We start from the raw sequence: 12,019 nt of genomic DNA, 5'->3' as shown, positions 1-12,019 counted from the left end.
TCTACATTATTAGATGCTGTGTAGGTGACAGAAGATTGAATTAAATCTGTTCCGGCAGAGGAACCTTCTGTTACTGTATCGCTGGTACTGTCTACAACATAAGTGTCATTGCCAGCTCCTCCGACTAAAGTATCATCTCCGCTGCTGCCATCAAGAGTGTTATTCCCAGAGTTTCCGGTAAGGGTATTATCTAAAGTATTACCTGTTCCATCAATATTCCCAGAACCAGTAAGAGTTAAATTCTCTACATTATTAGATGCTGTGTAGGTAACAGAAGATTGTATTAGATCAGTCCCTTCTGATGCAGATTCAGTAACGGTATCACTGATGCTATCAACGACATAAGTATCATCACCTGTGCCTCCGATTAAAGTATCGTTTCCAGTCCCACCATTTAAAGTATCATTTCCGGCTCCACCGGTAAGAGTGTCATTCCCAGCACCGCTTTGCAGGTTATTATTCTTGTCATTTCCAATTAAAGTATCGTTCCCATGCCCAGTAATACAATTTTCAATATAAGTATCAGCAGCGATATGGAGGTTTCCTGTTAATCCAGCTATGTCAGAGGTATAGAGCTTTGTGCTATCTTTATCTGTCGGACGTAAATCGACTTTATCATTAGAAGTCATCTCACTAAGATCTAAAGTATCAGTACCAGATCCATCAACTATGCAATATGAATTAGTCCGTATTTTGGAAGAAAAAGTGCTCCAAATTTCACTTGTTGAGGAACTTATATTTGTGTTAAAACCAAAAGTGGTATCCCCACTAAATGCATTAGATACGCCGTAACCAGAGTAATCACTATAAATATCATCAAGGGCTATCCAATCTACTGCGCTGGGCGTCATCAAATAAATTCCAGAGGCACTAATTGAGGTATTCTGAGTTTGACTAAAATATGACATCATAGTTGCTTGCCAAGAGTCATTTACATATTTCGCATCTGAAGAATATGATCCGGTTCCGTTGTAATTTCCTTGATGTCCTAAACCTAAAACATGACCTATCTCATGATGAATAGTTTGGAGATAATAACCTCCTTGGTAAACACTAGCCCAACCTGGTTGAATATTTATTCCCGCCCAAGAAATTTTTCCATTAGTTGATGTGGATACAGCCCAAGCACCAGTATAGTATTCATCTACAATGTCTATATCTGCAGTATTCCCTGACCAGTAATTTAATTCGTGAAAATCAATACCTAAGGTTTCTTCATATAACTTGAACGATTCCCTATAAAGGTCAGCTACTCCGTAATAAAGACGATCGTAATCATAAGAATTATATCCCAAATTGTATGTAATCTTGCCTGGATATGAGCCACTTCCTAATTTAGGATGATCTCCTGAGGTACTTAAATTCCATTCTCTTGTTGAAGATGAGTTTTCTGTCCAAAAACCAGATGTTAAATAGTTGGCCATTGTTTGAAAACTTGCTTCGCTCAATGAAGAGCTAGAAGTACTGCCTATATCTACTTCTTCTCTTAAAGAACAGCATCGACAATTTACCCCATGAATTAAATCTGGTAATTTATCCAAGTTGTATGTTTTGGATTCACCTAAACTTATTTTTTTTGACTTTGAAGAATATTTAATCAATCAAAAGATTTTAAACTCCTTACTAATGATTCTACCTAAAAAATTTGTTACTAGAAATTTTATTTACGGTCTGATTTTATTCCCCGTAAAGAATCAATTGCTTTCTCTATTGAATTAGTTAATAAAGTTATAACTGGTTTATCTCGGACAATAAGATTAACTGAAATACTTTGACCTGATTTTAATTCATATTTATTTCCATTTAATTCTATGTCTTGTTCATCCAATTTTACTAAAGCTGGAAAACGGGGTTGAGAATTTTGTTGGTCTACAGGTAATGCCTCTGCACCAACTGAATGCAACACGCCTTTTATTGAACCAAATTGCGTGTAGGGAAAAGCATCTACTCTAATTTCTGCGTTCATATTTGGTTTTACATAACCAATATCTTTGTTTGTGAGGAATATTTTAGCCTCTAAGTCACCCTCAGGTATTATTAATAAAATAGTTTCTCCACCGGTTACAAAATAATCAATATTTGATGGAATTAGATTAAAAACTGTACCGTTAATAGGCGATGATAATTTGGCTTTTATTAATTTAACCTCTAGTTCTTTAATTTTTGATTTTATAACAGAAATCTCAGACTCAATCTCCTCTAATAAACCTTTTTTCTCAAGATAATAGATCAAGGAAATTGCTCCTTTTTCTTTAATTTGATATAACTTTTCAACAATTTCTTTTTTGATTTTTCTTCTATTTTTTAGACTTATTAAGTTAGCTTTTAAACCTTCAATTTGCGCTTCAATTTCCCTAGTATCCAATTCAATTAGAGTTTGGCCTTTTTTAACTCTTTCGCCTTCTTTCACTTTAATTGATTGAATTATGCTGTTGAAGGGAGCTTTTATAGGCCGTTCCGCACCTTTCGCTTGCAGCTCGCCTCTGACGTTGACTACTTCATCTATTCGAGCGATAAAAGAAAAAATTACTCCAAATCCAACACTCCCAATTATTGCCCAAAGAAGTGCACTGCTCCAAAAAAGTGAAGATTGGTAGCGAATCTCTCCCACGCTAAATTCTTTTGAATTTTTCTCCGAGATAGGTGAATTATTTTTCTCGTTTTTGTTATTGTTCACTAAATATTTGCTTTTTGCTGTCGATAAATTGTTGCATAACGACCATTTGCATTCATTAATTCATAATGGCTTCCCTGCTCAACTATTGCACCTTGGTGTAAAACTATTATCTTATTTGCCATAGTTAAACTGCTAAGTCTATGGGTAATGAATAAAACTGTTTTCTCCTTAAAAAATTGTGCTAAATTACCAATTACTTTTTGCTCAGTATCGATGTCTAATGCACTCGTCGCTTCATCTAAAATTAGTAATTTTGGACTTTTAAGTACCACTCTGGCAATAGCTATTCTTTGACGTTGCCCACCGGAAAGATTTGCACCTCTCTCACCTACTGAACTGCTGTAACCTGCACTCATCTGTTGTATAAAATCATGCGCACATGCAATTTTTGCAGCCTCTTTTATTTCTTCAAAACTAGCATTAGGTCTTGATAAAGCAATATTTTCCTGAATTGAACCATCAAATAGTAAACAATCTTGTGGAACAATTCCTATTTGAGACCGTAATGAATAAAGGTCTATTTTTGAAATATCTTGTCCATCAATGTAAATTACTCCTTCAATAGGATCATAAAATCTTGTTAATAACTTCATCAAAGTACTTTTGCCAGATCCACTACTCCCTACTATCCCAACAAAGCTACCAGCGGGCATATCAAAATTAATATTTGAAAGTTGTAATGCTCCATGAGAACCAAACCGAAAATTTACATCTTTGTAGCTAAGACTGCCTTTGATGGGTGTTAATGGAGGTAGATTTTCTCCTGTAATTTCTATCTCTTCTTTTTGGTCAACAATGTCAGATAATCGTTCAAGTGAAATTATAGTTTCCTGGAAATTTTGCCATAAACTTGCAATTCTTAATAAAGGGCCAGTTACATAGCCAGAAAGAATCCTAAATGCTATTAATTGTCCTATGCTCATCTTTCCTTCCAACACAATTAAAGCGCCTGCCCAAATGACTACAAGTCCTGAGAGTTGTTGCAGAAATGTACTTGCTGCCCCTGCTGAAGTACTTGTAATAGTATTGCGAAATCCAGCTTGAATTTGACTCCCATAAAACTTTTCCCATCTCCATTCACTTTGTAATTCCATTCCTTGGCCCTTTAAAGTTTCCATACCTGTAAGGCTTTCAACTAAATGGCTATTTACGCGAGCACTTGATTCGGCCTTTTTTCTAAGTTGTTTTCTTATGATAGGGGAAACAATCAAGCTTAAAAGTATAAAAAATGGGACGACTCCTAAAGAAAAAAAAGTAAGTTTCACCGAATAAGTTAACATTACGACTATATAAATAACTGAAAAAATCGCATCAAGGATAACCGTCAAGGCTGTTCCAGTAAGAAAATTCCTAATCTTTTCTAATTCATTAATTCGACTGCTAACTTCACCTACGGGACGCTTTGAAAAATAGCTTAGAGGTAGTCTCAATAAATGATGAATGATTTTGGAACCTAGGGAAATATCTATTCTATTAGTTGTGTCTGCGAATAAATAAGTACGAAGAGAGCCCATTAAAGCCTGAGCAAATGCCATTGCGATTAGAAGAGTTCCAAGAACATTGAGACTTTGGATATTTCCTTGATTGATAGCAGCATCTATGATTTGTTGAATTAATAGAGGATTAAATAAACCTAGTAATTGTACAAAGAAACTAGCTATCACAACTTGAATTAGGCTATTTTTATGTTTTTTAATAGCAGGGAGAAACCATTTCAATCCAAATCTTGCTTTTGGAGAAGTTAAAGTTTTTTCTATAAATAAAATTGAAATTTGATCGTTTTTATTTACATCTAATATTTCTTCAGTGTTCTTCCAATTTTGGCCATTTATAGGATCACCTAAAAGAATTTTCTTAGCTTTTCTCTCCCATAAAACTACTGGATGATTATCTTTAATTATTAGAGATGGTACAGGTATCCTTTTTATCAATTGCTTTGAATCAGGCCTTAAAATTGAACTTCTTAAACCGATTAAATCAATAATTGCAGCAAGTTCTAAAATTCCTAATTGGTTGTCTTTGGAGTTATGTAATTGATTTTTAATTATGTTTTTTAGGATATCTTTGCGAAAAGGAATATCAAAAAACTGAGAAATCATCCTTAAACAGGCTAGAGATTCTTCTAGAGTTCCTTTCCCAATACTATGAGGGTATGAAATTTTTGTTTCTAATCTGCCATACCAATCTTCCAAAGATTCTTTTTCTTCTAGAAGAGTTTCCCTTTCTTCATTAATTGAATTTAGGCTCTTAGTTCTCACTGTATTAAGTTCCTCATTATTAATTTCTAGAGTTTGCCAATTACTTGGCAGTGCAATCAATCTTGCAGGTAATTTGCCATTGATTTTTAATTTTGTTCCAGATTTTATTAATGAGCCTGGAGGAAAGCCATCTATGTTACAACTACTTACTAACCAATTTTTATGATCATTTTCTGAAAATTGGAATTCATTATAAAAATTATGAGCCTTTAAATTCAAATCACTTTTTAAAAGTTCTTTGGCCCGTTTAAGAATTGATTTTGATTTTTCAAATGATGAATTATTTGTTGAAGAGAGAACTGAGAATAATTCGTTTAATGAGATTAAGGAAAATAATTCTAAGTAGTGTTTTTGTTTTTTTATTAAATTGAAAAAAATAGTCGTTGGTAATATTGATAACCTTACTTTCGAAGAGGCTGCGATTATTTGATCATTAACACCTCTTAGTATTTGCTCTGCTCCTACTATTTGGTGTTTTGAATATTTTTCTACGGTAAAAGGTTCCCCTTGTTCATCTAAACTTAGTAAACGAACTTGCCCTTCTTCGACAAAGATAATCCCAGGTAAATCTTCATTAAACTGATTAAGTTTTTGGCCAGGTTCTAAACTTAGTGAATAAATATGATTGTAAATTTCATTATTTAAACCAGCGGATAAGTTAAAAACATTATTCCAAGGATTATTATTTTTTCGTGAAGGTAGCTTAACCATTTATATCTTTATAAAAAATTAACGCTATTTTTCTTTAAATCGTTATCTACCAATTTCTCAATAAATTCTTTCCCTAGCTCGTTAGATAACAATGTCGATAATTTGTCATCCAATGGAATACTTCTTAAATAATTTAATTTTATTATTACCCACCATGACTCAAGTTTTTTAGGAGGCCAAATTTGACCTTTTTTACTTACTTCTAATATTTTTGCAAGGCTTGGATGAGCATTGCCCAAAGGTACTGGACCAATATTCCCAGAAGTCATTTTCTCTGGTCCTTCTGAATATTCTCTAGCAATTGTTTCGAAACTGGATTCCTCTTCTTTTATTCGTAGATAAAGCTCGTCTGCAAGATTTTTACTTGTTACTCTTATAAGGGAATAATTTACTTTGTCTAACATAGACTTTCTTTCAAGATAATAGTTTGAAAGTTTATCTTCAAATTTTTTTGAGCACCACTTGGTCCATTTCCACTTTCTTGATATAAATTCTTTCCAGGGTTCTTCATTAAACCCATTTCTATTTTTCCACTCTTTTAAATGTTTTTCTGATTGAATTTGATTTATTTTGCACCATTCTTGAATTTTTTCTTTAATCTCAGCCTCATTTGGTTCGGGAATACTTTTTAAATTCAAATCAATTATTTCTTCAAATTTTATTTGCCTTAACAAACCCCATTTTGACAGTTGATTTATTGATATTGTTTTTTTATTCATTCCTTTAATGTTTTGGTTAGGATTATGATTTTGTTAAATTTAAATTATTTAACAGATAAAGGAGTCCTCTTCATTTTAATTCTATTTTTAAATTTTACTTAATTCAAAAAAACTTACTCAAATTTTATTCATACATTTAATCCAATCGGCAGATATCTCTTTCATACAAACTGCCTCGCATTCAAGATTATTCCTGCAAAACCTTTAAAAATAATTTGTTTTTGTATTTTTATTGACCTTTTTTTTTCAATTAATCCCTTGAGGGGTCTGACCCAAATAAGCAAATTTTGCAGCTAAAAGAATCTTAATGATGCATTTACAACCTGATACACACTCCCCACAACCTATGCAGGTAGCAGTTTCAAAAGACGAAAAAGCAAAAGTTTCTACTAGAAAAATTATTTTTTCTAATAAAACAGCAAGTAAGAAATTTGAGAAGGCATTAGTAGATTTTGACTTTAAAAAAAATTTTTAATCTTTTCTGCAAGAGATGGAAAATTTGGTGGTTCTAGTATTAGATAAACTCTTCCTTAGCTTTCTAAATAAAGATAGTCTTCTAATATTTTACAGCTGAGTAATCTTTAGATTGTTTTGGTGCTTTTGTAGCCTAGTCTTCTAGCCGTTACGGAATTCTTATAGGCTTCCAAATGAAAGATTTTGGTTTCATCTTTAATTATTAATAAAATTTTTGATTTCATGAGATTGGTTCTGGTGGTATCAGTATCGGCTATTTTTTGGTTTCTTATTTTCAAATAGTTTAAGTTTGTTTCTATATATAGTGCTCTTTGCCTAGTAGATTTTTGGGACTCGAAATTACCCAGAACTGCAACCCATAAAGAACCTTTTTTAAAAGTAATTAATCAATTGAAGAAAAAATAATCAAGATCAGCCTCATAATTGTTATTTTTATCTTGAATAATTAATTTCTTAGTTTTGCCCTCATTATTCTTTTTCATTAAAAATTTTTTTTGTTTTTGAAATTTTATTTGATATTCTTTTTTTCTTAATGCATAATCTGGCAAAAATTTCTTTACAAATCTATTTAGAACTTTATTTGAAATCGCAAAATTTAAACCTGTATTAAATTCGCTTTTCCCCCACGTATTCATTCCAACTACGCAACCAGATCTCTCAATTAAAGGACCACCAGAATTCCCTCCATTTATAGCAGCATCAGTTTGGAGCACAGTACCTTGTTCTCTAATAGAACTTATAATACCTTTACTTATTGAATATTCGAGGTTATCTGGAGATCCTATTGCAACCACCTCTTTCCCAATTATTGTAGGATTTTTTTTAATAATAACTGGCTTGCCGGATATGCCTTTAATTTTTATAAGCGCTATGTCATTAATATCAGCTTCTCCCTTTCCATCGAATAAAACTTTTGCTCTATCCATGTTCCCATCCAGCCATTTAATAAAAATATTTTCATCAGTCTGTATTACATGACTATTAGTTAAGATGTAGGTTTCCTCATTATGATGAGAAATTACGAATCCTGAACCAACATAATCATCTTTATCTATTGTTGAATAAATAGTTACAACTTTATCTTCCATAATTTTATTAACTTCTTCTACTGAGAATTTTTGATTTTCACAAATATCAGAGTTATTAAAAGAGAGTAGTATATTTTCATTAATTTTTTTATTCGCAAATGTATTTGAATTTGATAAACCTATGAAAAAAATTAAAAGATATAAAGTCTTTTTAAAATCGAAATACTTCTGCATTTAATTATTTTTATCGAATTTAACTAATCTATTACATATCTCTTTATCAATATAATTTAAATTTGTTTTATTTATTTTCCCATAATCCTTCCATAGCTTAAAGTATTTTTCTTGTAATACAGGATTGAAGCAAATAATAGATTTAGCAGGCAGTATTGATTTACTCTTATTAATATCAACAAGCGTAGAATTATATATGATTTTTGAAAAATGTATTTCTGCATAGTTTTCATTAATTATTTCATTAATAAAAGCCTTTTTTTTCTCTCTTTCATTTTTTATTTTTAATTCATTTTCCAACTTAATACTTTCAAGTTTTTCTTCTCCCATGACTAATAATTCTTTATCTTTCTCGAGACTATCCATACCCTTATTGCAAAGTTCAGGTCTATACCATTGCCCACAATTATTATTGATCAAATTCTGAGACTCAGCTAATTTCTTTTTCAGAAACGTATTTTTGTTTATTTGGCTTTGAATATCTTTATTATTTTGTTGACTTTCAATTGTTTTTTTTATTTTATTATTTTCGATTCTGTTGACTATATCAATTAAGTCACTAATGCTATAGTTTTGATTTTTTAAATTTGATTTGTCAATAATATATTTTTCACCGTTCTCTTTTTCAATAATCAAATTATTTGATGAACATGATCCTATTAAAAGCAAAGATAATAATAAAAAAACAAATTTCATTTTTATATAGAAGAATCAATGGCTACAGAGAAACGAGCATCAGATTTTTCATTATTAAACATGATTTTTGCAGTAGAAAATGACCCGTCATTTTTTTGATATTCAAATTGATGAATCCAAACTGTCTCAGGATTTTTCTTATAGTTGCTTAATTGATATTCCTCTTCAAATTTTTCGTATGAAAAAATATCTTTAAAAGAAACCCCTTTACCTCCTTTATGTTTATCAATAATTAATCTGTCATTACTAATAGTGACTTTACATTTGTTTTTGGGAAAATTACACCAAGCCGAGAATTTCTGACTTTTTGAACTTATAGGTACTAAGTCAGCATTGACTTTATTAGATATTGATAAATTAATAGAGAAAAATGATATAAGAAAAGTAAATATTAATTTTGAGGATTTCATTTTTAAATTAGATACTTAATCTTTATAAATAATAAATCCACAGGAGCAGAGAAATAAAAAAGTAACATATTATTAAGGAGGAATTTTTTTTCTGGCACCTTATTAAATTAAGATAAAAATTTAAAGTAATCATCAAAAATTATGAGAAAAAATCTTTTCCATAATCTTGCTTTAACGCTCTCATTGGCGTCGTCTTCATTTTTAGCTAGTTATCCTACTAGGTCCAATGCTGAGGGTATTATGTCATCTTCTCCAATAACTGTTGTTGTTGCAGAGTTTATCAATGAATCTGATGCTAATTGGTGGAAAGAAAAATATAAGTCATCATTTAAAAATATGCTCACCAATGCTTTAAGTAATACAGGTAATTTTACAATCTTAGAAGAGGATGAAGAGGCTATTGATAGAATGACAAAAAAAAGATCCCTAGGAATCATCCCGGGTTTTGGAGGATCTAAAAAGGAAGATGACTCACTACAGGCAAAATATATTATTAAGGGTTACTTAAGTGAATATACTGAGAATGAAATTTCTGAGTCTACACAGGTAGACTTTGGTGCATTTGGTGGAGGCAGAATGAAACAAATGTTTGGGAAAATGGGGATGAATGCTTCACCAGGAGGAACTCAAAAAAGTATTAAAGAAGTTGACCTCACTTTCAATGTTGTTGTTATTAATCCAAGAACTAAAGTAAGAGCATTTACTAGAACAATTCAAGGTTCAGCAAAAGAAGAATTTTTATCTGAAGATGTAGATATGGGTTTTGTTAAATCTCAAAAAAAAGTTGAAAATAAATTCCCTATAAAGAGAGCTGTTATGCAAGCTATGGAAGAATCAGGCAAATACTTAAACTGTGTTTTATATCTTCAAGATGATTGCATAGATGAAATGGATGCAAAAGAAGCTGCTAGACAGGCTGGAAATGATGCAATGGATTTATTTTGATTATTAGGAACTTAATTTTTTAAAGATATTTGAAGCTTTTTAATTTTTGAGAATTCTAGGATATTATCCAATGGTTTTCTTGTAAGCATTCTTACAGCGATAATATTTTCTGCAGTATTACCAGCTTTTTTTCTATAAATAATATTTTGATTTTGTCCTTCAACGATATTTAGTGGAAGCCTAAGAGGTGAGAGTAGTTCGAATCCGTCTGAATCTAGAAATGAAATTTCAATATATTTGCCATCTTCAGTAAATAGTTTCTTAAAAGAATTTATTGTTGTATTTCTATCTCTTTCAACTTGAGTATTAATAATTAAATTCGAATTACTTGGATTAAATTTGATCATTGACTTAACAAATATTCCTGAACCATCATCAAATTTAATAAAGTTATTTCCCGAAATTTGCCTGTCGAGAATTTTACTTATTTTCTTTTTTTTATCAATTATATTTTTTTGTTTTTCTTTTTCTTGTTGTTTAAGAATTCTTCCTTGATTATCAGCTTGTTTATTTAAAAATTTATTTTTTTTATTTCTTACATCATTGCATGAAGGTAATTTTCGTTGATTAGAAGATTTCCCAATAGTACAATCTTGTATGATTCCATATTCATTATATTCTTGTGAAATAATGTCTCTATTTTGATTATCAAAATAATTACCATCAGCAGATTCAAAATTGTTAGTACCAGTTTTTATATTCCAATTTCCACATGCAGAAGAAAGAAGTGAAATTGAAAATATTAAAAAAAGGTTTTTAAAATTTTTCATTTTTTTTAGAAAGACGATAACATTTCAAAAGCCTCTTCTCTTTTAAACCTTTCTTCTTCTATTTGAGCAAGTTGATCTGACTTTTTTTGTTCATTAGCTTTTTGAATATCGTCTAGTAGTTTGTTATCACAAATAGCGACAGCTTTATCTCTTGCAAAATAAAGAGCAGAAACTGTTCTTTCAATATCTGAGAAGATAGATATTTCATCTATTGCATTATTAACATAAGCATTTAATTTTCTTGCCATTGGTTGCGCCTCTTCATACATCTTTGCTGAACAATAGCCAATTAATCTTTGCGACATTCTATTGGATTCTCTTATGTGTTTTGTAGAAACTTGTGGTTCAAGAATACTATTGATTTCTCTCTGTTGCCCTAACCTCATACCTGTAAAATTTTGAATTGCCTGACCCATGGCTGCAGCTTTATTTTGATCATCAAGAACAAATAAAACTATTCTGGGTTGAAAGTTTCTAGTGACAAATCTAATAGTATATCTATGATTAGTTAGTTCTCTTTGCAGTGGATCCTTTAACCAGTTAGGCCCTTTTTTTAATTTGTCTTTTGGATTTACTTCAAAATATTTTCTCCATAATTCTGAAGATGAATCTTTTTCGATGATAGTGCTAATGCTCTTTTTTGCATTTGATACTTTTAGAATTTGCTGGGGTAGAATTTTAGTGCTTGGCGCATTTTTAGATAAAAGCATTAATTTCCCCTTTGAAAAAATTGCTTTACATCTTTCTTGATAGGATCCTTGTAGTAAAAAACCACATTTCCCTTCATATACAAAAGTGTTTGCTTTCACTGGATATGAACTCAAGTATAAACAACCTAGTAAAGATATCCTCGATATAGTTTTTATAAAATTCTTCATAATTTCATTTATTAATCTCTAAATCAAGTTCTAATTATTATATTTCCTTGCATAATTTAATAAAAATTTTATTTAAGTTTTATTAATTATGCTTTTTTGAGAAATTTATTTAAATAATTCCGTCCAACTTCTGTGGCCTTTTTAGTACAAATCCTACATATTCCAAGGAAATCCTACGGATACTTTTGAGACTCTATTTTGGTATATCTGAGATCCCTT

General features: G+C 30.7%; 11 protein-coding genes. 2 read left to right on the top strand and 9 right to left on the bottom strand.

Going from position 1 to position 12,019, the window contains the following annotated elements; all coding sequences use genetic code 11:
- From HA149_RS06235 to HA149_RS06220, 4 genes are all read right to left on the bottom strand, one after another.
- Positions 1-1,601 (bottom strand): M10 family metallopeptidase C-terminal domain-containing protein (locus HA149_RS06235; RefSeq protein WP_209114061.1); only part of this gene is annotated, 1,601 nt, incomplete at its 3' end.
- Positions 1,602-1,660: 59 nt separating this feature from the next.
- Positions 1,661-2,677, bottom strand: a complete 1,017-nt coding sequence (locus HA149_RS06230; protein ID WP_209114059.1) for an HlyD family efflux transporter periplasmic adaptor subunit — start codon at positions 2,675-2,677, stop codon at positions 1,661-1,663.
- Positions 2,677-5,646 (bottom strand): ABC transporter transmembrane domain-containing protein, encoded by a 2,970-nt coding sequence (locus HA149_RS06225; protein ID WP_209114057.1) that lies wholly within the window; start codon positions 5,644-5,646, stop codon positions 2,677-2,679. The genes HA149_RS06230 and HA149_RS06225 overlap by 1 nt, the downstream gene beginning before the upstream one ends.
- 8 nt (positions 5,647-5,654) lie before the next feature.
- Positions 5,655-6,365 (bottom strand): peptidylprolyl isomerase, encoded by a 711-nt coding sequence (locus tag HA149_RS06220; protein WP_209114055.1) that lies wholly within the window; start codon positions 6,363-6,365, stop codon positions 5,655-5,657.
- A gap of 307 nt (positions 6,366-6,672) precedes the next feature.
- Between HA149_RS06220 and HA149_RS06215 the strand changes: the two genes are divergently transcribed.
- Complete coding sequence (locus HA149_RS06215) at positions 6,673-6,840, top strand: hypothetical protein (RefSeq protein ID WP_209114053.1); 168 nt, start codon at positions 6,673-6,675, stop codon at positions 6,838-6,840.
- Positions 6,841-7,225: 385 nt separating this feature from the next.
- Here HA149_RS06215 and HA149_RS06210 read toward each other — a convergent pair whose 3' ends face one another.
- Genes HA149_RS06210 through HA149_RS06200 form a run of 3 tightly spaced genes read right to left on the bottom strand, consistent with a single transcriptional unit; the run spans position 7,226 to position 9,207 of the window.
- Positions 7,226-8,101: a S1C family serine protease gene (locus HA149_RS06210; protein WP_209114051.1), complete on the bottom strand. Its 876-nt coding sequence runs from the start codon at positions 8,099-8,101 to the stop codon at positions 7,226-7,228.
- Entirely contained in the window at positions 8,102-8,797 is a 696-nt protein-coding gene (locus tag HA149_RS06205; RefSeq protein WP_209114049.1) for a hypothetical protein, read from the bottom strand. It lies immediately after the preceding gene.
- Between the two features lie 2 nt (positions 8,798-8,799).
- Positions 8,800-9,207 carry a hypothetical protein gene (locus tag HA149_RS06200; RefSeq protein ID WP_209114047.1) on the bottom strand — a complete coding sequence of 136 codons (408 nt, stop codon included), beginning with the start codon at positions 9,205-9,207 and terminating at the stop codon, positions 8,800-8,802.
- A gap of 141 nt (positions 9,208-9,348) precedes the next feature.
- Between HA149_RS06200 and HA149_RS06195 the strand changes: the two genes are divergently transcribed.
- Positions 9,349-10,152: a CsgG/HfaB family protein gene (locus tag HA149_RS06195; protein ID WP_209114045.1), complete on the top strand. Its 804-nt coding sequence runs from the start codon at positions 9,349-9,351 to the stop codon at positions 10,150-10,152.
- An 11-nt stretch (positions 10,153-10,163) separates the two neighbouring features.
- On the opposite strand, the gene HA149_RS06190 is transcribed toward HA149_RS06195, so the two are convergent.
- Together HA149_RS06190 and HA149_RS06185 are read right to left on the bottom strand one after the other, a co-directional pair.
- Positions 10,164-10,922: a hypothetical protein gene (locus HA149_RS06190; RefSeq protein ID WP_209114043.1), complete on the bottom strand. Its 759-nt coding sequence runs from the start codon at positions 10,920-10,922 to the stop codon at positions 10,164-10,166.
- A 5-nt stretch (positions 10,923-10,927) separates the two neighbouring features.
- Positions 10,928-11,731 (bottom strand): hypothetical protein, encoded by an 804-nt coding sequence (locus HA149_RS06185; RefSeq protein WP_209114041.1) that lies wholly within the window; start codon positions 11,729-11,731, stop codon positions 10,928-10,930.
- Between the last annotated feature and the right edge of the window lie 288 nt (positions 11,732-12,019).

The sequence above is a fragment of the Prochlorococcus marinus XMU1406 genome (assembly GCF_017696055.1).
Classification (GTDB): Bacteria; Cyanobacteriota; Cyanobacteriia; order PCC-6307; family Cyanobiaceae; genus Prochlorococcus_A; species Prochlorococcus_A marinus_W.
The sequence above is the reverse complement of the archived record's forward strand: the minus strand, read 5'-3'. Positions and strand labels throughout refer to the sequence as shown.

What these genes read in the sequence shown, in the direction of transcription:
- HA149_RS06225 (WP_209114057.1), bottom strand. Translation starts at nt 5,646, where the DNA reads ATGGTTAAGCTACCTTCACGAAAAAATAATAATCCTTGGAATAATGTT.
- HA149_RS06220 (WP_209114055.1), bottom strand. Translation starts at nt 6,365, where the DNA reads ATGAATAAAAAAACAATATCAATAAATCAACTGTCAAAATGGGGTTTG.
- HA149_RS06215 (WP_209114053.1), top strand. Translation starts at nt 6,673, where the DNA reads ATGATGCATTTACAACCTGATACACACTCCCCACAACCTATGCAGGTA.
- HA149_RS06210 (WP_209114051.1), bottom strand. Translation starts at nt 8,101, where the DNA reads ATGCAGAAGTATTTCGATTTTAAAAAGACTTTATATCTTTTAATTTTT.
- HA149_RS06205 (WP_209114049.1), bottom strand. Translation starts at nt 8,797, where the DNA reads ATGAAATTTGTTTTTTTATTATTATCTTTGCTTTTAATAGGATCATGT.
- HA149_RS06200 (WP_209114047.1), bottom strand. Translation starts at nt 9,207, where the DNA reads ATGAAATCCTCAAAATTAATATTTACTTTTCTTATATCATTTTTCTCT.
- HA149_RS06195 (WP_209114045.1), top strand. Translation starts at nt 9,349, where the DNA reads ATGAGAAAAAATCTTTTCCATAATCTTGCTTTAACGCTCTCATTGGCG.
- HA149_RS06190 (WP_209114043.1), bottom strand. Translation starts at nt 10,922, where the DNA reads ATGAAAAATTTTAAAAACCTTTTTTTAATATTTTCAATTTCACTTCTT.